Below are 26,966 nucleotides of genomic sequence, written 5' to 3' on the forward strand. Positions count from 1 at the left end.
TTTCAGTTTTTATGAAACAATTTCATAATGCTGAAATCAAATCATAAACTTCCAATATCACAAACCTTTCGTATCACCGAATTTTCATCGGCTTTCCCATAAACACCAAAGTTTGTATCGCAAGCCAGAATCTTCAAATTTAAATGAAGGTAAATTTTCAAAAAACCATTTGATTAGGTCAAAACGAAAAGAAGAACCACTCTCATTCTTAAAATTGCTATTGTGCTAGTAAATACCAGTAAAACACTCTGATTATATCGGATCATTTTGCAACAATGCATAGCCAGCTCCGAACGGAGAATCACCATGTCGGAATCAAATTCATTTTTCAAACGTAGTATCAAGTCAGTCTTTAGTATTTTTCTCACACAGACCAAAGTTTCCAAAATGGAACGGTTCTCAGAAGATTTCGTTCTCATCGAAATGACGGGAACAAAGTTAAAAGAAGCAAAATGGATCCCAGGAAGTAAGGTGCAAGTCGATGTGGGAAATCTTACCTACCGCACTTACACTCCCATCAGCGTGGACAAAAATGAAGGCAAACTCTCATTCCTCGCTTACCAGCGAAATGATGGCCCTGCCTCCACTTGGATCCAATCCTTAAAAGTAGGTGATCCTTGCGAAGTATTCGGTCCCCGTGAGTCTTTGGATTTTTCGAATCTTACAGAAGACGCAATCCTCTTCGGCGATGAGACTTCCTTTGGTATCGCAAAGGTTCTACAAAACAAAGTAGGAAAAAAATCTCATTTGTTCCTCGAATTGACTTCACCAGAAGTAGAAAAGAAAGCTCTTGATCCATTAGGAGTAACAGGGCAGCGATTGGTGGAACGATCCCTTGATGGATCCCATCTCCAAACAATAGCCAAGGAAATGTTTGATCTGATTTCAAAAATTCCCGACGCAAAAATCTTTCTAACTGGAAGGGCCAGTTCCATCCAACAAGTCAGAGCCTATTTGAAGAACTCAGGAATTCCCACTAACAGACTAAAGGTCCGTGCCTACTGGGCGGATGGGAAAAAGGGTTTGGATTGAGGGGGGGATTTATTTTCCGCGCATAAAAATAAACAACTGATCTAGCACCTGTGAACCTTAGCCCATCGTTTTTCCGTCAAATTTTCCTCTTGCGAATCAAAGAGATTCGATCTAAATTGTTCATTGTAGATACGAAAGAAAATGACTCCAATTAGAACTTACTTACTCACAGTTTTTCTTTTGATTGGTTTTGGAATTCCGCTAAATTCAGAACCATTATCGGAGACTAACCAAAAAGCCATTGATGCCTTTTACCCAAAAAACTGGTCTCAGGCTGAAATGTGGTTCAAAGAAAGTTTAAAGAAAAATCCAAATGACCCATACGCAAACTATAACTTGGCCTGTGTTTACACCATACTACTCAGTCAATGCGAGAATTTGACAGAAGAACAAGACGTTTTTCAGTTATTGCAAAATGCAGCCACATATAAAAAAACTTACAAACGTTTGATGCTAAAAGACAAAGATCTTTCCTTACTTCGAAATACTTACCGATTGAATGAAATTGCAGGTTTAAGTCCTAAAGAGATCTTTACGAATATGATTTGGTTTGGTCCAAGTCCAGGTGCTTATGGGTCAATATCGGAAATCAGGTTTGATGCAAATGGTTCTTTTGAACTCTCTTTGGTTGCATTTCGGGAAAGTGACGGTACACTGGAAAAACCAAAGTATAGTGGAAAGTATCAATGGATTTCTGAAAAAGTAATTCAATTAGAATTTCAAAAACTCCCTTCCTCGTTTCCTAACCAAACAAAAAAGAGGCAAGCCCGTTGGAACAAAGATAGACTCGAAATCGATGGCTTTGAATATCAATTTCAGGATACACCTGACCGTTGCTCCGCATAGAATGGCTGTGCTTTTGAAACAAACAAAATTAATTTCAATTTGCGGTTGGAGTTTGTCAGTTTCGTATGCTTTTTAGAGTATAGAATAAATAGATTGCTCTCGGAATCAGATATACGAGGCTTCAATTCAAGCGAATTTTCTCATTAGAGTCAAATGTTCTATTTCTTTCTCGCCTATGGGTAGTTTTATGGCAATTTCGCTTTCTTTTTTTAAAAAAAAATTTTTTTTACCTCTACTTGTAGTTTCTATATCTTTTTCTTTTTGTAAAGTCGCAACCTCTCCCCTCCCCGATATAAATTCCGGATTTATGGATCTTTCTGCATGGGAACCTAATCAAACGGTGATAAATTTGAAAGGAGATTGGGAATTTTGTTGGGATGAATTGATTCCTCCTGAATCGGATGAGTCCGTATGGAAAAAAAAATGCCAAGGTTATTTTCCGGTTCCCTCTTTTTGGAAATTCTACCAAATAAACGGAAAGAACCTACCGATTTTCGGAAAGGGAACCTACAGACTCAGACTCAAACTCAAACTTCCAAAACGGGAAATAAACTACGGATTGTTTTGGACTGAAATCATGTCCGCTTTCGAAATTTTCGTTAACTCCCGTTCTGTGGTAAAAGTAGGACAAACGGGAGAAAGTTTTGAAACAATGAAGCCTGACCTGAAACCAGGCACGTCCTATCTGGGTAATCTTTCCGATGAAGTGACAATCGTCGTTTGGGTATCCAACTTCAATCATGAAAATCACGGTTTTTGGGAACCTCTTTATTTCGGAGAATGGAAATCCATAGAAAGACAGCACCTCAATCTTGTTATACGAGACATTGCGAGTTCTTCTGCAATCATCATCATCGGCTTGTACCATCTGATTATCTTTCTGTCAAGATTCCGTTCCAAAGAATATCTGATGTTCGGTTTTTTCTGTATGATAATGGGAATTCGCCAATTGAATTTTGAAACGCATACGTTTTATTATCTATTTCCCAATCTGGATTTTGATTCATATATCCGGCTACTGTTCGGAGTGATTTATATGATCGGGGTTTCCATGGTAACACTCTACGATCTTTTATTTCCGAAGGACATCCCCAAAATAATCACAAAAGTTCTCAGGTTGATTTTCTTTAGTTTTTTACTAACTTTGTTTTTGCCGGTTTCCATTTTCACACATTACGCATTGTATCTCTTCGGTTTTGCAATGATTGCAATCATACTGTATGTACCTTTGTTCATCAGAGCTTATTTTAGAAAAAGGGAAGGTGCGGGACTTATGCTCATTGCCTACTCCATTACAGCGGTGACTCTACTTAATGATATATTATTCAATTTCGGATTGATTCATACAGGTTATCTCTCCCATTTAGGGGTTTTGTTATTTATCTTCATCCAAGCGATTCTATTATCAAAAAAAATAACAAAGGCATTGCAAGAGGAAGAAAAATTAGTTCAAAAACTCGGTGAAACTCTGGAAGAAAAAAACAGAACCCATACGGAACTTTTGAATCTAAAAGAAACCCAAAAATACGAATTGGAATTGCAGGTAAAACTCCGCACGGAAGAATACGAGATCGCCAAACAACTAGCAGAAACCGCGAACAAGGCAAAGTCTCAATTTTTAGCAACAATGAGTCACGAAATCAGAACTCCCATGAATGGAATTTTGGGAATCACGGAACTTTTGAAAATGACAACTGTTTCGGAGGATCAAACACAATATCTTAAAATGATTCAAGACAGCGGACAATCTCTTTTGACTATATTGAACGACATTTTGGATTATTCCAAACTCGAAGCGGGGAAAATAGAATTATTAGAATCCGATTTTTCCTGGAAAATTCTGCTCGAACTTGCGGAAGGGATTTTTAAGCACCAAGCAGAACAGAAACAAGTTCGATTTGAAGTCAGCTTTGATCCAGATTTTATATTTTTAGCACATGGCGACGAAAACAGAATCAAACAAGTGTTATTTAATCTAATCTCCAATGCGGTCAAATTTACGGAATCTGGAGAAATCAAAATCCTTCTCTCTTCCAAAAAGGAAGAAATAGGAAACTGGATTCAATACAAAGTATCAATAACGGATACAGGAATAGGAATCCCGGAAGAGAAAATGGGTTCCTTGTTTCAAAGATTCACACAGTTGGATTCAAGCATTTCCCGTAAGTATGGAGGAACGGGACTCGGTCTCGCCATCTCTAAAAAACTAATGGATGTGATGGGAGGAGAAATAAAAGTTAAAAGGAATTTTCCCAACGGTTCCTGTTTTGAAATTGAACTCAGACTTCTTCCCAACCAAATGTCCAGAGTCATACGATCCGAAGATTCGGTGGATCTCTCTAAACTACCGTCTAACACAAATGTGTTGATTGCGGAAGATGATCCTACCAACCTGTTTCTACTTTCCAGTTTTTTGAAAAAATTAAAAGTCCGCCATGATGTTGCGAAAGACGGCAGGGAAGCGGTAACAAAGGCACAAACAAACGAATTCCATCTGATTTTTATGGACATCAATATGCCCAATCTGGATGGTATCGGGGCATCAGAAGAGATTTTGAAAGACGAACGGATTTTTCCCAAACCAATCATCATTGCAGTTACTGCGGACGCCTTCCAGGATGATCAAGACAAATGCATTCGCGCAGGAATGTCTTCGTTTTTGCCGAAACCGTTCCAAAAAAGAGAAATAGAACAAGCATTATATGAATGGCTGATTGAGAGAAAAACAGGGCTTTAAAGGTTACAGTTTTGGGCGTTCCCGATTTGATCGGAGTTTTGCAAATGGAATGTGTAAGGGTCGGGCTACTTCGGGGTGCGCTTACGCTTCCGTCCTTCGGACCAAGCCCTCCAGATCCCTAACGCAGGGGATTATTGTTTATCCACAACATATTTAATAAACCAGGTTGGAACATCGTCTCGAGTAAATACTTCGACTTCGTCGCCATTTGTTACTCCTGCAAATAATAATTTATCATAAGTAATACTTGAAGTATCAAAAAGAAAAGCTCGATTTGATAATCGGATTGCTTCTTTTAAATTATCTAAACTGCGATAATATCTTTCTTCAATTTTTTCAGCTGGAACGCTATGACCTTTTTCTTCCACTCTGCGATCTACTCTGTTCTTATTGATTTCCGGATCGACAGTGCAAAAAAAATAAAGATAGATCGAATAACCAACATCTTTAGCTTTTTTTAAAAAGCTAAGCTTCCTCTCATCACTCATGACTGTTTCGAACGAAAAGGAGATATTTGATTCCAACAATTTTTGTCTTAGAAATTCTGCCAAGTCTGCAGAGATGTATGAATTTATCTCCAAACTTTTATCTACTATCAATTCGTTATCTATGATCTTGAAATACTTCCATAGATCAGATAATCCTGTTTTCTTCGGAGAGAACTCTGACTTTTGGAAAAAGGATTGAATTTCTTCCGTTGTAAAATGGATTTTATACTGGCTGGGATTTAGAACATTTTCTTCTTTTAATTTCTTTTCAATCTCATCTGCATTCACATAAACACCAAGTTTATGTCTAGGATCAGTATTTTCAAATTCTTTGATAAAGGAAGATTTTCCCGATCCATTTGGTCCAGCAAAAATACGAAGTCGTTTTTTGCTCATTTAAGATAGTTTAAATTTAGGAGGCAAGTGGTTTGAATCGGTTGGTAATTTTTTAAAGAATTCTTTGTGACCATCGGGATGTTTCCAATAAAGGGAATCTCCCTCTTGCACTAAAATAGGAATCTTTGTTTCTTTCGCTCTTTCCGATGCCTTAATTGAAGCCAGAATTGCTGCACCGAGAAGGGCTCCCACTGCGATATCTTCGCCGTCAGCCTCTTGTTTTAAGAGCGCCGTCAAACCGGCCCCTAAGAGTCCACCTTTGATTAAATTGTTTAAGGTTTCCTCATCTGCCTGGTTCATAGATATATCGTAAGGAGAATTGATTGTTTTGTCAACCAAAGAGAGGGGAAGCGAACTGGATGAAAACTTTGAAAATTTCCTTAAATACCCAATAATTCCCTATATTGAAAATATTCATAAGAACCTAGGCGGTGGATGATATCTTTCGCCATTTCCCGAACACTTGCTTCACTACTCGTAATTCCCAACACCAAAATTTCCCAAACATCATCCCCTGGTTTTGCATTCCAAAGATATGAATTCTCCTCAGTAACTAGATTAATAAATTCTATGGATATCTTCGGGCCTTTCGAAAAATTATCTTTTACAAATCGAAGGTAACTTTCAATTCCAAAACTTAGCCTACTATCAAGTCTAACCTTTCTTAAAGTTTCAAAAATAAGTTCTTCTGAATATACTTCTCTATCGATCCAGAGAGAAAATACTTCAAATTCTTCGAACGAGGGGTCATTTTCCAATCTCCAACGCCAAAGAGCTTCAGCTTTTTTTACAACCGAAGGCTCATTCTCAGGTGCATTTTCTCCGAGAAATCGAATGGCGTTTGCTTTCAAAAATCCTTCCGGAAGGGAAAAGAATTTTTCTAACAAAGTATCATCACAAGATTCTATGATTCCATTTCCATATAAATTCACAAGAAAATTGCCAATCCGGAAGGGCCGAATTCCTTTTTCTTCCTGCGCGTTTTCACCTAAATCACCTAAATATTCAATACTATCCGAAAACCATTCTTTAAACTTTAGATAAATTGCCGGTGAATAACCGCCGTATTGAACGTAACTGAAAAAGAATATTCGAGAAAGTTCCTTGTTTTCATTTAGAATCAGTTTTCGATTTTCATGAAACCAATTTGGATTTAGCCAATACAAAAAAGCAAAGTGCTGTCCCAATACACATAGATCCGTCTTTCGTATTGAATACTCACCCGTAAAGTGATCCGTTAATATAGAATAAATCCTTTGCACTCTCGGATCATCGGATGCCTTGGATGCATCATCATTCAGAAATTTTCGAAAATAATCGATTGAAAAGTAGGCAAGACTATGGAGAGCATTGCCACGAACAGAATTGATTCCTTTTGAAACAAAATCTTCGCCTTTCTCTTCATAACTTTCATCAGGTGATGACGAGCGAAGTAAAACAGAAATCCAATCCAAAAAATCGAATCTATCGAAGGCTTCTTTGGGTATGATCTTCTTTTCGAAAATAGTACGAAAGAAACTAGCAAGAGCATGTTGAAGGTGTAAAGTTTGGTCTATTGGTTTGGATTTGATCAAATCAGATAAAAATTGCAAATACTTACACAAAGCTTCCGATTCCAATTTCGTCCGATTGTCAATGGCACCCCGAAAGCCCCAAAGTAATGCCCCAAAATATCGCTCAGGAATTTGGACATTGAAAAAATCACTAATAGAATTAAGATATTTAGAAGAATTGATCTCGACATCCCTGGAGATTTGTCTCGCCAAACCTTCTGGACTGGGTTCATTCCAACCATCTTCTTCCTTTTGAAACTCTATCATTTTTTGGATCAGTTCTCTTACGGAAAGAACTGAAATGTCCAGGTTTTCTAAAGGACTAATCGGACCTACAAACGATTCATGATAATGCGGGAACTCAGGTTTCACAAAACTTTTACTAAATTTATCTTTCAATTCAACTAAATATTTTTCTTTATCGGGTGGCATATTTCCTTGGAGGGCCGGAAGTTTACGATAGAAAAACAAATCGATACGATGTTTAGGATTATACATATCGCTCAATACACGATTCTCTTGAACTTCATTAGATTGGTATTCCAGTTTATACTTTTCCTCTAGTTCGTTTGCCCATGTATCTAACCAATCTATATATTTCACCTGCTCTTCTTTTGATAAATATGCATAGTTTTGTGAAAGTAATGAATGGTATTCATTCCCAAAACAGTCATCTTCTGCATAAATTTGATTGTATAAAACTTCATCAAACAAATTTGGATTTCGATTTCTTCCTTCTTTTCCTATCACGAAAACATAGAATCTTTGGAACAACAAACATCGTTTTTGTTTTACCAATTGTATAATAACATCAAAAGTTTCTTGATCTTTGATATAATTCAAAATAGCATCTCGAAAAATAGGCACCAGCTTATCTGATAGTTTGTGATTATAGTTTTGTGGATGATCCCAAATAGAAGGCCTTGTGATATAAGAATGATCATCAATATATTTGTCTTCCGTTTTCTCCCAACTATGTAAACCGTACATCAACATGTTTTCCAATAGGTTTGATATAAACTGGATCGACTTAAGAGGAAGTTTCTCTTTAATGATACCGACAAAATGAGTTAGAACCTTTAAATAACTATCCCCGGATAGTTTCCTTGAGGGTTTTGGGCTCTGCCAAAGATTATCGACATTCGACTTGTTTGACTTCCCATTCTCATAATCCCAATCTGGATCAGGAAGAATAGTAAGGAGCGAAGACATTAACTCAAAACAAAGTTTTTCGTTTTGTAAACTCCAAACCTTTTCTATCGCTTCTAAATAGAGATCAATATTAATCGGATTTAGTTGTCTTGATCGCTGAAACCATTCATATTCCTTTTCCATCCAATTTAGGAAATAGCTTTCAGGCATCTGTAAATAAAGTTTGGTGATTTCTTGATGAAGGCCAAAATTATCAAATTGAGGTAACGCCTGGATCACAGATGAGACTTTTTCGAATTCATTAAGTTCAATTAGTTTGTTGAGATATACCAAAGGAGACCAGTAATAATAATGTGTTTCTTGGATAAGGTATTTTTCGTTTCCCGAAAATTGGAAATAGTTCATTCTCCTGAGAGAATCAAACCAAGCTATCGAAGTGAGTTTCCCGATGAATACGCGAAACAATGGACTACCAGGAGCGATCGTATTACGAAACGTTGATTCATCTGACGCAGACACGACTACAAGAGATGAAAATCTCTCAGCTTCCTTTATAAAATATAAATACTTTCGTGTAAAACGATCCAGAACTTCATCTAGAATTATCTCAAAGTTTTGCCACTCTCGGTAGAATTCATCATCGAAAGATCTGTATGTTAAATCCTTCCTATGGGCAAATTTATGGAGTTGAATCTCGCTTTTAGCATTTCCATATTTGAGCCATAACGTTCCTACATCAGATTGATGATCTATCCCCAAGAAGAGAAGGGTATCTTTTATACTTGCTTCATGCCCATCGCACTTGCTACTTTTCTTTGTTTCTGAATTTGAATTTAATAGTGGTTTTACAATTGAACGGATTGCACTATCAATTTCACGCATCAAATGGCCAATCAAGTGCTGTTTTGATTCCAATGAAGAATCATTAATTAAAGCAATCGCATCCTGAAAGAAAATCCTTGGACCTTCTCCAATATAATGGAGATTGCCAAGGATTCGAATCTGTTTAGCGCTTAGCTTCTTTACTTGAGGTTGCAAAGGATCAAACATTATTTTCTAATCCCGGCTCAGTAACAAAACTGCACCAAAAAATAATGCCATTGCTCCAAACGAATTGACTTGTTTACTTGTTTTTCTTCCCTCCGCAATGAATCGAGCAAAGTGTTCGCAATTATTACCCAAAAGATCATAGGACGGATCATTTAATGCTTGTGCTAGCCGTAACGCTGCAGCAAAAATATGATGATCTTTAACCTTACCTAAAATAATCCATTCACCTGACATATAACTATAAACATTTCCTTTACCCTCAATTTTTTCGATGAGGATTGGCCCTTGACCGAAGCTTGAAAATAAACCAGATGTATTTCCTGCATCAATCACCGCATAATGATCGACTAATCCCCAATATTTTTGGGCTGGTCTTTTTACTAGATAAAGCCCATTTGTTAACTCATACTTATTGATATACATATCTAACATCTCTCTTATTTTCACTTTTTGTTTTTATTAACATTATTTGTACCACTCGACACAATGTTGCACTTCAAGCGGCCATCACTCTTGTCATTATTGTTATCCCATTGGAGAGGGCGGAGGTTACTTAAAGAATCAGATCCACCGGGACTGATATGATCGATTTCCCAACCGAAATCAGATTTGCGATTTCCATACTCTTTACGACTCATCCAAGCATTACATTCATCTTTTCTCCAAAGATTAGGATCATTGTCCGTAACCTTTTGTCCTTTTTCCCAAACCTTTTGTATTTCTTCATCTGTCCAACTCATAGGAACCTTCCATTTCTAAATTTATAACAGCTACGCTGCTATAAATATTATAACACTTAAAAGATTATTATTATCATATATTTTTGGTTATTCATAAAAATTTCATTGTAAAATTGATATATTATGTCTCATTAGTGCAAAAATGCAGAAAAATTTGGGAAATAAACTAGATCAATTGATTGGGAAGGCAATTCGGGAGAATCGAAAAAAATCAAATATATCAGTCGAAACCTTATCAATTGCCACAACTCTATCAAAATCTTCTATTGTCCAAATAGAAAGGGGTGATCAATCTACCCCTATTCATAATATTTACAAAATTGCCGAAGTGCTTTCTGTGGAAATCTCAGAGCTTTTACCGAGTATGGTAGAATATAGAAAGCTGAAGTCTGCACCAGTTGACAATGTTTCTCTCAATAGAGTCAGCTCGGAAGAATTGACGACTGTGATGGATTTCTTGTCTACTTACAAAAAGGAACCTAAAAGTGCGCGGAAGAAAAAATCCTGAACTCATAGCAGAAAATCTGTTAAATGAATTTCCTTCACTCCAAAAACTGCCAATTGCAATCGAGAAGATCATTGGAAAGAAGGGGATTGATCTACACGTAACGGAGTTGCCTAGTGATATTTCCGGAATTCTTAATGTTGAGAATAAGGAATACTCTATTTTTGTACAAGAGTCTCACCATGAACATCGACAACGGTTTACGATGGCACATGAATTAGGACACTTTCTAATTCATCATCCAGAAACCACTCATATAGATAGAAAGTCATACTTTAGAAGCCCGCTCTCATCTACTGCTTTGGATCGTGAAGAAATTGAAGCAAATCGTTTTGCAGCAGCTATACTAATGCCCAAAGAAATGGTTATGCAAGAAGTCAAAAGATTTATCGAAACTTATGGCGAAGACATCATTGATACTGAGGAAGAGAACAATCCTTTGATCACATCTCTTGCTACAAAGTTCAAAGTAAGTCCTGCTGCGATGATGTTAAGATTGCAAAACTTAGAAATCTTGGATGGGTTCTAACCTCACCCCCTCACCATTCCCTCCAAAATCTCTCCCTTCTTCTCCTCCGCCTTCCCGATCCTTTCTTCCAACTCATCGCATAACGCCAAAAGTTGGTCCACCTTTTCCACAATCCGTTTTTGTTCGGCAAGAGGTGGAAGGGGGAGAGGAAATTTAGATACTACTGGTTGATTAATTTTAGGCATAGTTCCAGATGTTCCACTAGCTTGAGATTGAAAATAGTTTCTTGCGTATAAACTAACCATGAATTTATGAAACATTCTTAAATTCAATTTTTCAAATAGTCTAAATTTCATTATTAAATCAGGATATAGCACATCCTCTTTACAATTTTCAACCAAGGCAACAATTCCCACATAATCGATTGAGTTTCCTCTTTGAATTAAGAAATCTCCATCTTTAACAAAGAATTCATTATCTAAATTCTGATAATCTGCATATTTAAAAAAACTTGGATCAAAAGTTGCCTTTGTTGTTGAAGATAAAGTTAATACTTTCATAGTATTTACTGAGGACTTTGTTTCTTTGGGACTATATCCATTCTTTAAGCCACTTGTCATCAGCTCCCCCAAGCGCACCCACTCCCATCCCTTTGGAATGACAAAAGGCTTCTCCTCTTCTTTCACCGCCGGCAACGCCTCACTCTTCTTCACCTTCCCTTCCGCCACCAAACGCGCCTTCTCCGCTTGGATCTCTTTCAAAAGTTCACTCGCTTGTTGGTCTTTTGGATCCTGAGGAACAAGTTTTCCCATCACCGCCAATTGCAAAACCGCCTTCCGCAGTTCTTTGACATTCTCTTTGACAGAATAGAGTTCGTGGAAATGAGTTGTGAGAAATTGGAAATGTTTCTGAAAACTTTCCTGCGAATCGGCTTCTAACATCTGTGTGATGACGGATTGGTGGAGGTCTTTTCGTTTGGAATCTTTGGATTTTTTAAGAATTTCAAGTTCATCGCATAACAGAAAAAGTTCATCGATCTTTTCTACGATTCGTTTTTGTTCGGCGAGGGGGGGTAATCCTAAAACAAGAAATTCCAAAGTCCCCTTCGTAATATGTTTTAAGCCAACAGCACCTTGAGCCATCGAAATTAAATGATCCAAGCGGCTATTGATCGTATTAATCAGATATTTATCTCTGAATATTTCACAATATTGACGGCATTTAAAAATATGTTGATTTAAGGCTGCTTTTCCTCTTTTCCATATAAATGCGCCAAAGGAGGTACCGGGAGTTCCAGACCAACTTATTAGAATCGTATCATCTGATATAATATGACGCTCATCGACCAATTCTTCTTTGCAATAATTAAAACCTGCTGATAAGTTATTGAGGTTCTGAATACGAACAATAGGAATTCCATTGGCTGTCCAATCTGTCGGTTTAAATGCACGGCCATTAATCATTTCCAATACATCTCCTAACCTAATCCACACCCAACCATTCGGAATCGTAAACGGCTTTTCCTCTTCCTTCACCGCCGGTAGTGCTTCGCTCTTCTTAATCTTTCCTTCCGCCACCAAACGCGCCTTCTCCTCTTGGATCTCTTTCAGTAACTCACTCGCTGGCTGGTCGTTGGGGTTTTGTTCTACAAGTTTTCCTTGCATCGCAAGGGTTAGGATGAGTTCACGAAGTTTTTTGATTCCATTCGGGTGATCGAGGGCAGTGTCAAAATGGGTTTGGAGGAGTGGGTTTAGGGAGTTTGGCATAGAAGTTTCAGGTTGACGGAAAGTTGATGACAGTTAAAATAAAAGATGCGACCGGGCTCCTTCCAAAAGGAAGTTCTGGCCGCGGCAAAGTCGCCCGCTTGTAGCGGGTGCAAGATAGTGAGCCTGTCTTTGCATGAACTCCGACTCCATGTCGTCGAAGGGTATCCTTCTCAGTGCTTAGCCGGGCTTTTTTATTTTCCATCCATTACCTCCCAGTGTCCGCCTTTGGCGGGTCCGATTCGTTTGATTTTACCTTCGGCTTGGAGAACTTTTAGATTCCTTTCGATCGTGCGAGTCGTAGTTTGCATACTTTCTGCCAAAGATGCGATCGTCATGTGAGGACTTTCTTCCAGAGTTTTTAGGATTTTCTCCGACATTTTCTCCGACATTTTCTCCGACATTTTCTCCGACATTTTCTCCGAACTTTTCTCCGAACTTTTCTCCGACATTTTCTCCGAACTTTTCTGTGACATCGGAAAGGTGATTCGCAAAAAATTGGCACTAAAATGGAAATGTTTCTTTGGGTACGTCTTTAAAATCCTTGGGAGCCCAGATCCTAAAAATTCAACGATGCCGATGTCTTTAAAGACTCGCATCAGGACTTTGTTGCGAGGTTTGGAGAATCCTTGAAAAAACTCATCCTGGTCACGACCTGGGGAAACGGAAACGGCGGAGGTGATCTCCAATCTATCTGCAAAGATTTCAAATTTTGGAACAAGATCTGTCGCATAATCGTTGTGGACGATGGCATTGATGATTGCCTCACGCATTGGGACGATTTCCCAAAGTGGAGTATCAATTCTTTCTTTCCCTGTGATTTGTGTTTGGATTCGATTTTCCAATTCTAATTTATCTAAGACCATCTTACAAGTTTTCACCAAACAAACTCTACCATATTCTTTGGATTCGATGAGATCCACTCGGTCTTTGCCCGCATACTTAGCAACTTGAACAGAATTTCCATTTTCATCGGACAAAAGATACGCCGCATAATTGAACTTCCCATCCTCATCCAGTAATTCTAGGTTCGTAAGAAATTGCTCACCTAGCGACAATTTGTTTTCTTGGTAATAAATTTTTAGTTGTTCAAATCGTAGATCTTGTCTTGGCGATCGAATTTTCGTAATAGAAGGATGAATTCGTTTTCTAAGATGTTCCTCGATCATACTTGTGGGCATTGATTCCGTCGCATTGCCAACTCGGATAAAACAACCAGCTTCCGACAATCCCGCCTTTTTTATGTAATACGGTTTTTCAGGCCCGGAAGCCACATTGATTTTTAGAACATCCAACCCATCTCGTGACTCATGAATCAAGTCAAACAATCCAAGAATGGAAGGCAAAATATTATTTTTAAGTCGATCTTTTACCTTTAACTGAAGTTCATCGAATGAAGTAAGACCGATTGCTATGTGAGTTTTGTCATCAATTCCTAAATAGAGAACTCCACCCTCTTTTGAGTTAAGAAAGCTAACAATCACTCGTTCGAGACTTTCATTCAGTTCTCGTTTGTATTCGACTCGATTTGATTCCATCTTTTCCTAACGAGTCAAAGCTTTCATCAATTCTTGTTTGAGTTTGTCTCTTACCTGGTTTAGTTCCTTAGAAACCTCTTCGTATTCCTTTGTTAGTTCCTCTGGATTCCGATGCACCACATCGACGACATGCGGATTTTTAAAATCCAAATTGTAATTGCGAGCGGCAATATCCTTAGCACTTACCTTCCAGGCAAATTCGGTTTCCTTTCGTTTGTTCCACCATTTCTTTTCGAGGTCAAATTCTCCAATGGTCAAAGGTTTGGAACGTGAGTACGATTTGTAACCTGGTGGATACGGATGTTCAAAAAACCAAACTTGTTTGGTAGGCCCTCCCTTTTCTATAAAAAGAAGATTGGTATTGATCCCTGTATAAGGGCTAAACACTCCTTTCGGGAGGCGAACTATTGTATGTAAGTTAAACTCTTCGAGAAGCTCTCGTTTGAGATTAGTTTTGGTTCCCTCTCCAAACAAAAATCCATCAGGAAGCACCACTGCGGCACGACCCGTATCATGTTTGAGTAAATGCATGATAAGAGCCATGAACAAATCGGCAGTTTCCCGAGTTTGGTATTTTTTGGGAAAATTATTTTCAATACCGTCCTCCTCCATTCCACCAAACGGAGGATTGGTGATGATAATATCTACTCTGTCTTTCGGACCATAATCTTTCAAAGGACGACTGAGAGTATTGTCATGGCGAATATTGGTAGGAACATCAATCCCATGTAACATCATATTGGTCAGTGCCAACATATGAGGAAGAGGCTTTTTTTCTACACCGTGAATGGTAGTTTGCAAAATCTGTTTGTCTTTTGCAGTTTTGGTCTGAAATTTTAAATGTTCGATGGAGGTCGTAAGAAATCCACCGGTCCCACAAGCGGGATCCAAAATGGTTTCTCCCAGTTTCGGATCAATGATATCCACCATAAACTGAGTCACAGCCCGAGGTGTATAGTATTCCCCTGCATTTCCTGCTGATTGTAAATCAGCCAGAATCTTTTCATAAATGTCATTAAACAAATGTCTGTCGGTGGAACTATTAAAATCCAAATCTTCTTCGATGGTGTTGATCACCTGCCGAAGTAAGGTGCCAGACTTCATGTAGTTATAAGCATCTTCAAAAACACTTCCAACCACTCTTCCTTGTGCACTCACACCAGCCTGGGTTGCCAGTTTCTTTAACGCAGGAAAAAGATTATTATTCACAAAATCTATGAGTTCTTCACCCGTCATCCCTTCGGCATTGGAGGCCCAACTACTCCATTGAAACCGAGAGGCAAGTGGGGATTTATAATCTTTGAGGGTCAGTTTCCATTCTTTTTCTTTATCATCGAAAATCTTTAAAAAGAGAAGCCATACCATCTGGCTGATTCGTTGGGCATCACCATCAACACCCACGTCTTTCCGCATAATATCTTGAATCGACTTAATTAAAGTTCCAATTGCCATACTGTCTAAATCAACCTTAGTTTATGCAGTCTCAAGGTACAGTGCATTTTCCAAACTTGTAATGGCTTCGTTGTATTTTTCAATCCCACCAAAATTTTGGATGATCTCCATAGGTGTTCCAAATTCAGGAAAAGGATTGATGGTAAGGATTTGTGTTTCTTCAATTTGAACCACACCTGAGTCAGCATATTTCTCAAGAAGAGCATCCAAAACCTTCCGTGCTGCTTCCCCATACTTCTCAAAGTAATTTGTTTTTTTAACTCTGTCGGCCCGTTCTCGTCTTGTAAAAGGACGTTTGTCCCAGACAACGTGACAGATCAAATCAAATGGATCCACATCCTTTCCAACATCTTCCGCAAGAGCTTCTAAAAACACTCCTTGGTTTGCTAGTTCTTCTAAGATTGCTTGTTTTCTTTCTGTTGCATTCCAATGCTTTCGGAACTCATCAAGAGTGGAAAATTCTTTGGTTACAGTCTTTCTCGTATAATCTTTTAAAGACTCAGTCACCAGTTTTCCATTGGCATCAAAATATTGCACCCGCTCCGAGGCAACACGGACTTCTACACTATCCACATAGTATTTCAATACTCGATTTCGAGGCAAATCGCCTTCCTGAAATTCACTGCCATTGGGATGTAAAGAAGGATCAAATTCAGATTCATTTTCGCCGAATCCAGTAGCCCCATTGGATGAACCAACATCTGTATCCATTTCCACATCCAAAGATTCGGGAGGCGTCACGGGCTCCCCCTCTTTTGGTTCATAAATCTGCACGGGGTCTCCATCAAAATCGGGATCTGCAAATAACTCCGTTGCACGTTTAAAATCCATAATTGTGAAATAGTACTTATCAAAATCTTCGTTAATGCGTGTTCCACGACCAATGATTTGTTTGAATTCCGTCATCGATTGGATGGTTTGATCTAGAACTATCAACTTACAGGTCTGAGCATCCACACCGGTAGTCATGAGTTTAGATGTGGTTGCAATCACTGGGTATTTCGATTCCGGGAAAATAAAATTATCCAGCTCTTCTTTGCCTTCTTCGCTATCTCCAGTAATCCTCATCACATACTTACTATTTTGACTAGCCAAATCACTGTTTTCATTAACCAGCGCTTGTCTCATCCTTTCCGCATGATCTATATTTTCACAGAATACAATTGTCTTTTGAAAACGATCGTTCTGCTTTAAGAATTCACTCACTTTCGAAGCAACAAGCTCAGTTCTTTTATCTAAGATAACTTTTTTATCAAAATCACCTTGTTTATAAACTTTATCTTCAATTTCATTTCCATACTTATCTCGCATTCCCTTTTCAGGTCTCCAGCCAGACAAATCCTTATCTAAGTCAATGCGAATCACTTTGTAAGGAGCAAGAAACCCATCTTCTATCCCTTGTCGTAGCGAATACGTATACACAGGTTCCCCAAAATAATGGATATTAGAAACATCTTTAGTTTCTTTAGGTGTTGCGGTTAAACCAATCTGTGTTGCCGAAGAAAAGTATTCCAAAATAGCACGCCAATTGGAATCTTCCGCTGCACTTCCTCTATGGCATTCATCTACCACGATCAAATCAAAAAAATCTGGCGAAAATTGTTTATAAATATTTTGTTCTTCTTCTGTACCCGTAACTGCTTGATACAAAGAAAGATAAATTTCGTACGATTTGTTCGCTTGCCTCTTCTGGATTTTAGTCATTGCAGATCCAAATGGCTTAAAATCGTTGGTCATTGTTTGATCAACTAAAATGTTTCGATCAGCCAAAAACAAGATTCGTTTTTTTGCCTTGGATTTCCATAACCTCCAAATGATTTGGAATGCTGTGTATGTTTTCCCAGTACCTGTTGCCATAACAAGGAGAAGGCGCCTTTTTCCCTTAGCAATTGCTTCAATCGTTTTATTAATCGCTAATATTTGGTAATATCTTGGCGATTTATTCGATCCATCACTATGATAATCTTGTATGACAAGTTCTTCCTGTGTTAAGTCAAGACCTTGCGCCTCTTTCCACATTTTCCAAAGTGATTCTGGACTTGGAAACTCATTCAATCCTAATTCAGTTTCAAGGTTTCCCTCACTCGCAAGTTTGTTATGAAATAAAAAAGAATCTCCGTTAGAACTAAAAACAAATGGAACTTGTAACAAATCTGCATACTGAAGCGCCTGTTGCATTCCATCAGCAACGGAATGTTTATTGTCTTTTGCTTCAATCACTGCAATCGGAATATTGGATTTATAAAATAAAACATAGTCTGCACGTTTATTCTTTGCTCTCGTATGCAGCTTCCCACGAACAATGATACGTCCGTTTGTAATGGGGAATTCCTCTCTCACTTGCCAATGCAAATCCCAACCAGATGCTTCTAATGCAGGATTGATAAATTTAGAGCATATATCACGCTCCGAGAGGCTTTTTTTATTCATTTAAGGCATTCCAATCAGGATTTGAAAATCCAATTCCTGCTTTATCTACTGAAATCAAAATCTAACAAACATTACTTTGTAAGATTCATAGCTCAATTACTTTTTAGGGTATACCCTCCCCCAGACAAAACAGCGATGCGTAATAACCTCCAGACATAAAAAAAGCCCCGAATCTAACGACTCAGAGCTTTTCCCAACAAATGTATACGACAAGAGTTCTATCTCTCCCGATGAGGGAAAGCCTGCGGAGCACCAAGCGGCACTGCCGCGACTGCGAGCACCCGACTTGATGCGTGAGCTTCGAGCTCTAGCATCAAAGTCGTTCGGCGCAGACCGCCAAACAGAACAAAGTAAAACAAACAACGCTATAATCTAGATTTGCATGTTAATCACATGCAAATTGTAATATGGTCAAGCCGATCGAGCGATTAGTATCACTTGGCTGAATCCATTACTGAACTTACACCTGTGACCTATCAACCAGGTCGTCTGCCTGGACTCTTCAGGGAGATCTTATCTTCAGGTGGGCTTCCCACTTATATGCTTTCAGCGGTTATCCCGACCGAACGTAGCTACTCTGCCATGCCACTGGTGTGACAACAGATGCACAGTGTCCCTTCGGCCCAGACGAGTTTTGGCTAGGCTTTCGCTCCGCCAAACTCGCATTCTCGCTCCCTATGGGTCGCTGCGAATGGTTCGACCCACCCGGTCCTCTGAATTAATTTAAAAGATTTGGGCGTTCCCAATAGGATTTGTATATTATTGATTGAAAGTATAAAGGGTCGGGCTCTCCCTCGACGAGGGCGCTCGGTCGATCCCTAACGTGGGGGGATTAATTCAATATAAGTAATTATTAGCTATCTATTCAAATTATTGGAAAGATGATCCAAAAATCTTTTCATTAACAAATCGTATACTTCTTTTGGCAACTCTCCCATGATCCCTTCGATTCTAGCTTCTTCTAAGTAAGAGACAAACCCCAATTTGATGGATGAAGATGTCTTTAATCCTGTCCTATCAAAGAACTCCATCTCAGAACTTATAATTTCATCAAAGCCAAAAACCAAATCATAAGTTTTCCGAGATACACCGCATACAAACCAATGGTCTCGGCTTGGTAATTTAGATAAAATTAAAATAGGCCTTTTTTTCTTCCTTCCATCCACTTGTGGAAGTTCCGCCAAACAAATTTTACCGGGTTGGATCATACTTTGGATTTTTCCAAATTAAATCTTGAGAATTATATTCTGGTTCCTCTTCAGAATACGCATCGTTTAGCATAATGGGTGTAAACGGAATCTCGCCTTTTTCAAGATAAGGAAACTGAATTTTGCTAAAGAACAAATCATTGAATGTATGAAAATCATCGATGATTTCATTCGATTTTTGTTCTAATGAAGTTGGGATCATTTTTGAACCTCCTCGAGTTGTTTTTTAAGAGTTTCAATTTCTAGGGTCAACGATTTCTGAATTGATTCTTTTTCCTTTTCCAATGATTCAATTCTTAACTTTTGATTTTCAATCTCCATCGATTGTATTTTGGTTTGCGAAAATAATTCACGGTTGATATTTTCTAAATTAGTTGTTTTGACTCTAAAACTCTCAATTGCCTTTTGGAAGCTATTTAGACTTCGGATCAGCTGTTCTCTATCTTGTAAGAGTGCTTCGATATCCTTCTTGGACTGTTTTAATTCAGATTCAGTTTGCTGCTGTTTGGAAGATTGGATAAGATTTCCGATAAGGCTCCCAAACGTAACAAGACCATTCCAATCTATTTCTTCTTCTTTCGGCATCGAAGGTAATCCCATTCCATTATAGGTAGGAAAATGTTAAAATTGCATCTAAAAATTAAAAGCAGCTCACTTCAATTAGTAAGTTTGCGTTTCAAAATTTAAAGATGCAATATTATGTCTCTTTAAAAATGCCAAATTTCAAAACCCCTATTCCCAATGGTACATAATTTTCTTATTGTTCCAAAAAAAGTTTGCGGGTTAGCAACTGTGAGCTTATACTGCCAGTATGGATTGAAGTTGAAAAAAGGTACCTCACCCTTGCGCCAACAAGGATGAGGGCATCAGACGGAGATCCTGAGGGACAACCTTGACGCGTCGTTTGATTAATGAGACATATACTTCGTATTTGTGCAAGTGTCAAGGTTTATCCCTCCAAATTTTAAAACCGGAGGGCATAATAATGCCAGATAAAGTACACTATTGGATATCAGCCGTAAGAAAGGATTCTTACGGTAGGATACAATTTCTTAAGGTTCATGAAAACAGTGAACAAACATTTAACAATCCAACTTCGTGGCCAAGAAATGAAGTGATTAGATATATAGAAAGCAGATATACTTTCTATACGATGACAAAATCTTCAGGGAAATGGGAGAGCGGAGCAAAGGTAAATGTAATCCTTGTTAACGGAACAAAGTATCTTAGAACAGATAGTAATTCCATTGAAAAGGACAACTTGGATAATCTTCCCGATTTCTAAGTGGAATAAGTCCCTCTTCTTGTTATTTTGCAAGGAGAGGGATTAACTAGCATCCTTATTCCTTTTAAACCGTGAATACTTACAGAAATCCTATTAGTTAATTCCTATACTCGATAACAATGACTCATATTGACCTGAATCCACCTCTTCAATTCTCTTAAGTATTAATTTTGCGGCGGCATTCATCTCGGGAACATCAATAGGAAGTGCTCCTCTTTCCAACACACCTGATAAATGTGAATATTCATTATTGATTCGATTAATTAGAACTGCAGGAATAGTCGAATCACCGAAAAATAATTTATATTTTTCTAATTCTCCTTCCTTACCTGGGAACCTATAAAACAAATAAATTTCTAAAAACTTCCTAGCATTATTTCCAAAATTATAAAAATATCCGAAATTCGAGTCATCAACCTTTGAAGTTATTGAACAGTGGTAGATCTGTTCAAATAAAAAATTGAACTCTGTAACGTATTGATATAAATAATTTGGCATACATAGAATACTTGAATATTTTGCAGATCTTTCGATCAGATAAAAGTTGAATTTCTTTTCCTTTTTATCTCTCTTTTCTGCTCCTTTCAGTCGCTTCAAGTATTTTAAAAATTCCAAATTGTGCGTTGAAATAAAAAGCTGCTCATATTTTTTTTGAACTACTAACTCTTCATTGATCATAGAAAATATAAAGAATATATGATTTCCATCTAAACTTGAAATTGGATCATCAATCCAAATGATTGGCATTGAATCTTCCGTTTCCGTATCATGCAACTTTGCCATAAAATAACAAAAAGAAATTAAACTACATTCACCCTCGCTGAGATGGTGTGCTCTATCTCCTTCCCTAATTACTTCGAAACGAAAATGTTTTCCACTTTCTTCATTTTCAATAGCACGAAGTGATAGAAAATTATGACCAAAATAGTTTTTCAAGTATTCATTAACTTGGTCTGCACCTTTTTCCTCATCATTGAGTAGGCGCTTTTTCTCTTCGATTTCACGGAGATATTGATTAACTTCATCGGATTTTTCCTGCAATAACTTCGATTTTTCACTTTTGCTTCTATCCAGATCTGAAATTAACTTCACATTTTTCGCATATTCAATAGTAATTAAATAATTATTTATCTCATTCAATCGAAGAGCGTCTTGAGCCTTTTTCTTTTCGCCATTTAGCTCAACAGAATAATCATTTGATTGCATACGAAGAATTTCGATTTTTTCAAAAACCTTTTCAAGTTCGTTTGTGTTATCCGAAACTTCTTGATACACTTTTTCATTTAAAAGATCATTTTTACGTTCTTCTAGTTGTTTTGATAAGTTACGAAGGGAGTCTTTGTATTTCTTAATTTCAGCTTTATAATCTTTTTGATATCTTACAAATTCTTCCTGAAATTTCACATAAAATAGATTTTGATCGATCCCAAGTACTTCTGTTTTTTCCGCAATTTCAACTTCAATATCATTCAATATTTCATTCAGTTGGTTTTCAATGAGATCAGAAGCCTCGTCAAAGTGTTGGTTTAAAGCTATCCATCTTTCACTTGAAATGCTATTTTCACAAAACCTACATGTATGATGGTTATCTTTATGAAGTGCATGCCCTTCCTTTGCCCATCGATTCAAAGCAGCATTTTTTAAAAGGGATTCAATTTTTCCTGATTCTAGAATTTTCTTTTCTAACAGAAGTTTTGCTCTCTGAATCAATTCAGAAAGTCGAAAATCAATCTTTGAGAACAGAGAAATCGTCTCAAGAGAATCTTGATTGATTGTTTTTTTTAATTCTTTTACTTTCTCTTCATCGAAGGATTGATAATCTTCCTTTGATACAAATTCAATTTCTGTTTTTAATTTGGCAATATTATAGTTTTGATCACCAAACAATAGTGGGTGATTTCTGATTCCAATGGTTTTATCAGTAGCTTTTAAACTTAGCTTCTTTTCCAAAGCATCTTTATCGGCCAAATACTTTTTGTTAGCATCTTCAGCTTCAACTTGGCATTGTCTTAGCTCTTTAAAAAGTCCTGTCTCTTCTCCTGGAATATTGGTTCCTAAAATTGCCTGTAGTTGGCGAATTTCTTCTTCAATTTTATTGTTATCATCTCCTAGTATCGCAAATGATTGTATTTGCTCCGCTGGATTGGTAATAAATTTTAAATTTTCCCTTATGAAGTCTTCGTTAAAAACGCGTATTTTTTTTCCATGCGATAGTAAGTTGTTTTGATGAACTGAATTTCCATCACTCCAAGTGGTTTCAAATTCAGGCGATTGATACTTATCAGAAAGCAAACCCGTTTCCATTGCCCGAAACATTCGAGAAAGCGTCGTTTTGCCTGAGTAATTTCGTCCATAGAAGATATTATTTAAATTAAATTCTGTAATGTTTCCTTCTTTGTCTAAAACGGCTTTGTCCCAAATAAAATCATGGAACACGGCGAGATTCCGAATGGATTTAATTTTCTTAATCACCCCCCCAACTCCCCCCGAAACGCCCTCTGGCTTAAGGCTCCATATAACGCTTCCAATTCCCGCAAACTCTCTTGGTATCTTTCCTTCAACGCCTCCACCTTTTCCACCACCGCCGCAAATTGGTTTTGGAGAGGAACAGGAGGGAACGGAATTTTTAAATCTTCTAATATTTTTTGATTAATATTTGAAATGTTTGCACCTCTGCCATTCTGCAACATAATAGTTTTAAATGATGTAACTCGAAATAGGTGTGCTAAGTATGTCGAGTTTATTGAATTTGTTGTAGGTCTATATCTTATACAGAATCCACTAAAAGTAACTTCTTCGTTATTAGGATAAATTACGAGACATCTTCCAACTAATTCCCTATTTCCATTCGAACGAACAAAAATTAAATCACCGTCTTTTAATAAATAATCTTCTGGAGGCTTAGTTGATAAATTCAAAAAAGATAATGTTCTAATATCAGTTAGTTTTGATGCACTCTTGAAATCTCCAACTCCTAAGGTCCTAACCCTAAAACCAGATTCACTACTATTATAATTCAAACCATTCTTAAAGGAACCAAAGTTTATTAGTGAAGTCACCTCCCATCCCTTTTCATTCCGCACCGGATCTCCAAACAGTTCCAAAAACGTACTCTTCAAATACGCATCTAACAACGCCAGACTCTCTTTGCGTTTGGTGATCATTGCCTCAGCTCTAGACAAAACGTTCGCTATATGGATTTGTTCTGGCAGGGGAGGGATATCTATCTCTAAATTTTTTACAATATTCTGATTAATATTCGGTTGAGCTCCTCCAACACGCTTTGACAAAAGGGTGTTCATTTGAGAACGAAGAAAGTATTGAAGAAATAGATTATTACACCTCTTAGAATCAGGAACTAAATGACAAATTGCTTGATTAGTTGTCGCATCAATTCCGAGTATAGAAGTTTTACCGACAGTTGCTCCATACATGGCGATTAAAACTGAACCTTTCGGAACAATATTTGCTGCACTTTCTTTTAATGCCGTCTCTGTTATTTTTTCTTCTGATTCAAATAAATATGATTCGTTTAACTCGCCTGATTTGAACCAAGGAATAGAACCATTTTCATAGTATTCTATTTTACTTCTTGAAGGTGTGCCTCCACTTCCGGTATGGCAGAAATCACTAATTTTCAATTTCAACGCATCATACCCGTTAGCTCTTCCAGCCCCTTCCCAATTTCTTGTTCCAGTCCTTTTAGTTTTTCTAAAATCACCTTCGGGTGTTCATAGCTCACTTCTTCAAAGACATCCTCTTTGAATTTGCTCATGGAAAGGTCATAACCCTCATTGACAATTTCCGCTTTAGGGACAAAGAAACACTTCGCTTTGCGGTCGTTTGGTTTTTTGGGGTCTCGGGTCTTGAATTGGGTGAAGATGTCGATGAGATCAGAGTTTTCGATCTTGGTTCGTTTGTCATCCAGGGTATAACCATCGGCGACCATATCATAGAACCATACGTTTTCCGTTTCGCCTCCCTTGGTAAAAACAAGGATGGCAGTGCTCACCCCAGCGTATGGTTTGAAGACCCCGCTTGGCATGGTGATGACAGCTTTGAGTTCTGACTTGTCGACTAGGATCTTCCTTGCTTCTACAAATGCCTTGCCACTGCCAAAAAGAACCCCTTGTGGCACAATCACAGCGGCAGTCCCACCGATCTTGAGCATCCTGTAGATTCGTTCCACAAACAAAAGTTCGGTTTTTGTGGTAGGAAGGGTAAATCCTTCGTTGATATCCCCTTTGTCGATATTGCCGGTAAACGGTGGATTGGCGAGCACCACATCAAACTGACTGTCCTCATTATAGGATTTACTGAGTGTGTCTTTGTAATCAATATGCGGTTGGTCAATGCCGTGCATCATCAGGTTCATGAGGCCGAGACGCACCATGGTTGTATCAATATCAAATCCGTAAAAACTTGATTCTAAAATCGCCTTTGTTTTTTCATTTAGCCCCGAGCTAATCGCCGCTCTTTCAAACCCGTCTTCGTCCACGAGAGTCGTGTCCGCTGCTTTTCCGCTTTTGGATTTTTTGGCAAGGTCGGTCAAAATGTATTGGTAGGCTCCGAGTAAAAACCCGCCCGTCCCACAAGCCGGGTCGGCAATTCGTTGGCCCAGTTTCGGTTGCACGAGTTCCGCCATCAGTTTGATGATATGCCTTGGGGTGCGAAATTGACCATTTTTGCCAGCAGAGGCAATTTCACTGAGAAGCATCTCATACACATCCCCCTGGATGTCTTGGAAGGCATGTCCGCCGACACTCGCATCCCGTTCGATCTCGTCAAAGATCTGTTCGATGATGTGAATTGCCTCGACGAGTAGCGATGGTTTCGGCATAATAAAAACAGCATTCGCCATGGATTTGGTAAAGGGAGACCCACCATCCAGTTCTTTCAAAAAAGGAAACACTTTCGTTTGGACATGGAGTAACATCTCTTCGGCGGGTTTGTGTTTGAAGTTACTCCAACGAAGTTCGGATTTGTTTATCGATTCACTACTTCCAGGAACTTTATACTTCCCATGAAACCGGGACAAATAGGATTCTCCCGTAAATTCAGCATCTCGCACGCGTTTGGCGTCAAGATCATCGATCCGTTTCATAAAGATCAGATAGGTAATTTGTTCAATGGCGGTGAGTGGATTGGAAATCCCCCCACTCCAAAAATTGTTCCATAGTTTGTCGATGAGTGATTTGAGAGTGTTATTAAAAGATACCATTAAGCGGCTAAAACCTTTTCAGTTAAAATTAAAATTTCATCGATTTCTTTCAGAGAAAACACACCACGAATTCCTTCGGGATGGATCTGTGTAAAAGGAGATTCGATGAGATCCCTTTTGGTTAAGTTTTCCTTTTCCAGTAAAAATCCTTTCAGAAGTTCCATAAACTGTAATTGCCTTGCACTCAAGTAACTATGTTCCCGAATGAAACTTTCAAAAGCCTGGCTCACGATTTCAGGAAAACTGGAAAGCCTCTCGATGCCAAGGATATGTTTTAAAAATTGGACAAGTTGTGCCTTGCGATTTTGATACACCCTTCGCAGTAAATCAATCGTGATATTGGGATGTTCTTCATGAAGCTCCGTCGCAAGCAGATTGACTTCGGTTTCACTGAGTGCCATGCCCGATTTTAGTTTTTGCAAGAGTGGATTGGAGGCTGTGAGTTCATTGATCTTTTCTTCGACTAGTTCTTTGTAGCGACTGATACTCACCGATTCATGTTGTGGTCCAAATTCCACATATTCTTTTTCCACAACCAGATCCGCAAAATCAAATTTGGCAAAGGGAAGCGGTTTTACAAAGTCTTCTATGGTATATAAAAGTGGAGAGAGTTTCTCAACAAGCCTGTCCAAATCTTCTTCGGTTGCCGTCGCCCAGTAGTGGATGGTCTGTGCTTTGCGAATGAGTTCTTCTTCTTTGGCCACTGTATTCACAGACAAAGGAAGTTCGCCAATGGTTTCTATCACACCCATTTTGAGTGTTTCCATTTTTGATTCTTCTTTGTTTAACTTAGCAAGTGTTACCTCGAGCACATCCCGTTCAAATCGCATGGCCTTGAAGTCTACATTCGATACCGTGCGAAAGAGTGGTTTGACCACTTCTTTTAAAAAAGTAAGAGCCTCATGTCCTGCAGAAGTAGAAAGAGCATTCCAAAAATTCGCATCTTCTGTGCGTTCGAGTGCTGACTTGGCATCTTTAATCACAATGGAGTTTTCGGGAAGTGAATCCATCTGCTTTTTTAATTTCTGAATTTCCCGAGTCACGATCTCAGACTCACCTGCCTCCCTTGCCTTCTCAATCTTTTCGAGTCGTAGGCCAAAG

General features: G+C 38.2%; 22 protein-coding genes and 1 other annotated feature (1 of these 23 cut by a window edge). Of the genes, 6 read left to right on the forward strand and 16 right to left on the reverse strand.

Features of this window, described 5'->3' with window-relative positions:
* The first annotated feature begins 306 nt into the window (after positions 1 to 306).
* The 3 genes from EHQ47_RS13475 to EHQ47_RS13485 all read left to right on the forward strand — a co-directional run bounded on the left by EHQ47_RS13475 (position 307) and on the right by EHQ47_RS13485 (position 4,615).
* Positions 307 to 1,032 (forward strand): siderophore-interacting protein, encoded by a 726-nt coding sequence (locus EHQ47_RS13475; protein ID WP_135777353.1) that lies wholly within the window; start codon positions 307 to 309, stop codon positions 1,030 to 1,032.
* 141 nt (positions 1,033 to 1,173) lie between these two features.
* Complete coding sequence (locus EHQ47_RS13480) at positions 1,174 to 1,878, forward strand: hypothetical protein (protein WP_135777354.1); 705 nt, start codon at positions 1,174 to 1,176, stop codon at positions 1,876 to 1,878.
* A gap of 187 nt (positions 1,879 to 2,065) precedes the next feature.
* The gene (locus EHQ47_RS13485; RefSeq protein WP_135777355.1) at positions 2,066 to 4,615 is read left to right on the forward strand and encodes an ATP-binding protein; all 2,550 of its coding nucleotides are present in this window, start codon (positions 2,066 to 2,068) and stop codon (positions 4,613 to 4,615) included.
* Positions 4,616 to 4,746: 131 nt separating this feature from the next.
* Here the strand turns inward: EHQ47_RS13485 and EHQ47_RS13490 are convergent, their stop codons facing one another.
* From EHQ47_RS13490 to EHQ47_RS13510, 5 genes are all read right to left on the reverse strand, one after another.
* Positions 4,747 to 5,391, reverse strand: a complete 645-nt coding sequence (locus EHQ47_RS13490; RefSeq protein WP_244290350.1) for an ATPase — start codon at positions 5,389 to 5,391, stop codon at positions 4,747 to 4,749.
* Positions 5,392 to 5,499: 108 nt separating this feature from the next.
* Complete coding sequence (locus EHQ47_RS13495; protein WP_135747723.1) at positions 5,500 to 5,799, reverse strand: hypothetical protein; 300 nt, start codon at positions 5,797 to 5,799, stop codon at positions 5,500 to 5,502.
* 80 nt (positions 5,800 to 5,879) lie between these two features.
* Complete coding sequence (locus EHQ47_RS13500; protein WP_135777357.1) at positions 5,880 to 9,254, reverse strand: hypothetical protein; 3,375 nt, start codon at positions 9,252 to 9,254, stop codon at positions 5,880 to 5,882.
* A 6-nt stretch (positions 9,255 to 9,260) separates the two neighbouring features.
* Positions 9,261 to 9,677 carry a hypothetical protein gene (locus EHQ47_RS13505; RefSeq protein WP_135747725.1) on the reverse strand — a complete coding sequence of 139 codons (417 nt, stop codon included), beginning with the start codon at positions 9,675 to 9,677 and terminating at the stop codon, positions 9,261 to 9,263.
* 20 nt (positions 9,678 to 9,697) lie between these two features.
* Positions 9,698 to 9,994: an HNH endonuclease signature motif containing protein gene (locus tag EHQ47_RS13510; RefSeq protein WP_208727444.1), complete on the reverse strand. Its 297-nt coding sequence runs from the start codon at positions 9,992 to 9,994 to the stop codon at positions 9,698 to 9,700.
* Positions 9,995 to 10,148: 154 nt separating this feature from the next.
* Here EHQ47_RS13510 and EHQ47_RS13515 point away from each other — a divergent pair, with 154 nt between their 5' ends.
* Together EHQ47_RS13515 and EHQ47_RS13520 are read left to right on the forward strand one after the other, a co-directional pair.
* Positions 10,149 to 10,502 (forward strand): helix-turn-helix domain-containing protein, encoded by a 354-nt coding sequence (locus EHQ47_RS13515; RefSeq protein WP_167483293.1) that lies wholly within the window; start codon positions 10,149 to 10,151, stop codon positions 10,500 to 10,502.
* A complete protein-coding gene (locus tag EHQ47_RS13520; RefSeq protein WP_135749715.1) occupies positions 10,480 to 11,028 on the forward strand; it encodes an ImmA/IrrE family metallo-endopeptidase in 549 nt (182 codons plus the stop codon). Before EHQ47_RS13515 ends, EHQ47_RS13520 begins: the two co-directional genes overlap by 23 nt.
* Before the next feature lie 2 nt (positions 11,029 to 11,030).
* On the opposite strand, the gene EHQ47_RS13525 is transcribed toward EHQ47_RS13520, so the two are convergent.
* The 7 genes from EHQ47_RS13525 to EHQ47_RS13555 all read right to left on the reverse strand — a co-directional run bounded on the left by EHQ47_RS13525 (position 11,031) and on the right by EHQ47_RS13555 (position 19,944).
* The gene (locus EHQ47_RS13525; RefSeq protein ID WP_135777359.1) at positions 11,031 to 12,734 is read right to left on the reverse strand and encodes a restriction endonuclease subunit S; all 1,704 of its coding nucleotides are present in this window, start codon (positions 12,732 to 12,734) and stop codon (positions 11,031 to 11,033) included.
* A 191-nt stretch (positions 12,735 to 12,925) separates the two neighbouring features.
* Positions 12,926 to 14,269 carry an RNA-binding domain-containing protein gene (locus EHQ47_RS13530; protein ID WP_135777360.1) on the reverse strand — a complete coding sequence of 448 codons (1,344 nt, stop codon included), beginning with the start codon at positions 14,267 to 14,269 and terminating at the stop codon, positions 12,926 to 12,928.
* 6 nt (positions 14,270 to 14,275) lie between these two features.
* Complete coding sequence (locus tag EHQ47_RS13535) at positions 14,276 to 15,721, reverse strand: type I restriction-modification system subunit M (protein WP_135777361.1); 1,446 nt, start codon at positions 15,719 to 15,721, stop codon at positions 14,276 to 14,278.
* Positions 15,722 to 15,742: 21 nt separating this feature from the next.
* Positions 15,743 to 18,151, reverse strand: a complete 2,409-nt coding sequence (hsdR, locus tag EHQ47_RS13540; RefSeq protein WP_135777362.1) for an EcoAI/FtnUII family type I restriction enzme subunit R — start codon at positions 18,149 to 18,151, stop codon at positions 15,743 to 15,745.
* 420 nt (positions 18,152 to 18,571) lie between these two features.
* Positions 18,572 to 18,816, reverse strand: a sequence feature (23S ribosomal RNA rRNA prediction is too short).
* Positions 18,817 to 19,008: 192 nt separating this feature from the next.
* Positions 19,009 to 19,359 carry a type II toxin-antitoxin system PemK/MazF family toxin gene (locus EHQ47_RS13545; protein ID WP_135777363.1) on the reverse strand — a complete coding sequence of 117 codons (351 nt, stop codon included), beginning with the start codon at positions 19,357 to 19,359 and terminating at the stop codon, positions 19,009 to 19,011.
* Entirely contained in the window at positions 19,343 to 19,561 is a 219-nt protein-coding gene (locus EHQ47_RS13550) for a hypothetical protein (RefSeq protein ID WP_135777364.1), read from the reverse strand. The genes EHQ47_RS13545 and EHQ47_RS13550 overlap by 17 nt, the downstream gene beginning before the upstream one ends.
* The gene (locus EHQ47_RS13555) at positions 19,558 to 19,944 is read right to left on the reverse strand and encodes a hypothetical protein (protein WP_167483294.1); all 387 of its coding nucleotides are present in this window, start codon (positions 19,942 to 19,944) and stop codon (positions 19,558 to 19,560) included. The genes EHQ47_RS13550 and EHQ47_RS13555 overlap by 4 nt, the downstream gene beginning before the upstream one ends.
* Positions 19,945 to 20,344: 400 nt before the next feature.
* Here EHQ47_RS13555 and EHQ47_RS13560 point away from each other — a divergent pair, with 400 nt between their 5' ends.
* Entirely contained in the window at positions 20,345 to 20,644 is a 300-nt protein-coding gene (locus tag EHQ47_RS13560; RefSeq protein WP_135777366.1) for a DUF3892 domain-containing protein, read from the forward strand.
* A 93-nt stretch (positions 20,645 to 20,737) separates the two neighbouring features.
* Here the strand turns inward: EHQ47_RS13560 and EHQ47_RS13565 are convergent, their stop codons facing one another.
* The 4 genes in view from EHQ47_RS13565 to EHQ47_RS13580 are tightly spaced (at most 2 nt apart) and all read right to left on the reverse strand, a layout consistent with a single transcriptional unit that may run on beyond the window.
* Positions 20,738 to 23,116 carry an AAA family ATPase gene (locus tag EHQ47_RS13565; protein WP_135777367.1) on the reverse strand — a complete coding sequence of 793 codons (2,379 nt, stop codon included), beginning with the start codon at positions 23,114 to 23,116 and terminating at the stop codon, positions 20,738 to 20,740.
* On the reverse strand, positions 23,113 to 24,285 hold the full coding sequence (locus tag EHQ47_RS13570) for a restriction endonuclease subunit S (protein ID WP_167483295.1): 1,173 nt from the start codon (positions 24,283 to 24,285) through the stop codon (positions 23,113 to 23,115). The genes EHQ47_RS13565 and EHQ47_RS13570 overlap by 4 nt, the downstream gene beginning before the upstream one ends.
* A gap of 2 nt (positions 24,286 to 24,287) precedes the next feature.
* Positions 24,288 to 25,865 (reverse strand): type I restriction-modification system subunit M, encoded by a 1,578-nt coding sequence (locus EHQ47_RS13575; RefSeq protein WP_135777369.1) that lies wholly within the window; start codon positions 25,863 to 25,865, stop codon positions 24,288 to 24,290.
* On the reverse strand, positions 25,865 to 26,966 hold the 3' portion of the coding sequence (locus EHQ47_RS13580) for a type I restriction endonuclease subunit R (protein ID WP_135777370.1). 1,712 nt of this gene lie beyond the right edge of the window; the window shows 1,102 of its 2,814 coding nt (coding positions 1,713-2,814); its start codon lies beyond the right edge, outside the window; the stop codon is at positions 25,865 to 25,867. The genes EHQ47_RS13575 and EHQ47_RS13580 overlap by 1 nt, the downstream gene beginning before the upstream one ends.

The sequence above is a fragment of the Leptospira bourretii genome, assembly GCF_004770145.1.
GTDB lineage: Bacteria > Spirochaetota > Leptospiria > Leptospirales > Leptospiraceae > Leptospira_A > Leptospira_A bourretii.

Bases quoted from the DNA above. Each gene is read 5' to 3' on its own strand.
- EHQ47_RS13500 (WP_135777357.1), bottom strand. From the start codon at position 9,254: ATGTTTGATCCTTTGCAACCTCAAGTAAAGAAGCTAAGCGCTAAACAG.
- EHQ47_RS13525 (WP_135777359.1), bottom strand. From the start codon at position 12,734: ATGCCAAACTCCCTAAACCCACTCCTCCAAACCCATTTTGACACTGCC.
- EHQ47_RS13530 (WP_135777360.1), bottom strand. From the start codon at position 14,269: ATGGAATCAAATCGAGTCGAATACAAACGAGAACTGAATGAAAGTCTC.
- EHQ47_RS13510 (WP_208727444.1), bottom strand. From the start codon at position 9,994: ATGAGTTGGACAGATGAAGAAATACAAAAGGTTTGGGAAAAAGGACAA.
- EHQ47_RS13480 (WP_135777354.1), top strand. From the start codon at position 1,174: ATGACTCCAATTAGAACTTACTTACTCACAGTTTTTCTTTTGATTGGT.
- EHQ47_RS13555 (WP_167483294.1), bottom strand. From the start codon at position 19,944: ATGCCGAAAGAAGAAGAAATAGATTGGAATGGTCTTGTTACGTTTGGG.
- EHQ47_RS13475 (WP_135777353.1), top strand. From the start codon at position 307: ATGTCGGAATCAAATTCATTTTTCAAACGTAGTATCAAGTCAGTCTTT.
- EHQ47_RS13485 (WP_135777355.1), top strand. From the start codon at position 2,066: ATGGCAATTTCGCTTTCTTTTTTTAAAAAAAAATTTTTTTTACCTCTA.
- hsdR (WP_135777362.1), bottom strand. From the start codon at position 18,151: ATGAATAAAAAAAGCCTCTCGGAGCGTGATATATGCTCTAAATTTATC.
- EHQ47_RS13560 (WP_135777366.1), top strand. From the start codon at position 20,345: ATGCCAGATAAAGTACACTATTGGATATCAGCCGTAAGAAAGGATTCT.
- EHQ47_RS13495 (WP_135747723.1), bottom strand. From the start codon at position 5,799: ATGAACCAGGCAGATGAGGAAACCTTAAACAATTTAATCAAAGGTGGA.
- EHQ47_RS13545 (WP_135777363.1), bottom strand. From the start codon at position 19,359: ATGATCCAACCCGGTAAAATTTGTTTGGCGGAACTTCCACAAGTGGAT.
- EHQ47_RS13550 (WP_135777364.1), bottom strand. From the start codon at position 19,561: ATGATCCCAACTTCATTAGAACAAAAATCGAATGAAATCATCGATGAT.
- EHQ47_RS13505 (WP_135747725.1), bottom strand. From the start codon at position 9,677: ATGTATATCAATAAGTATGAGTTAACAAATGGGCTTTATCTAGTAAAA.
- EHQ47_RS13535 (WP_135777361.1), bottom strand. From the start codon at position 15,721: ATGGCAATTGGAACTTTAATTAAGTCGATTCAAGATATTATGCGGAAA.
- EHQ47_RS13575 (WP_135777369.1), bottom strand. From the start codon at position 25,865: ATGGTATCTTTTAATAACACTCTCAAATCACTCATCGACAAACTATGG.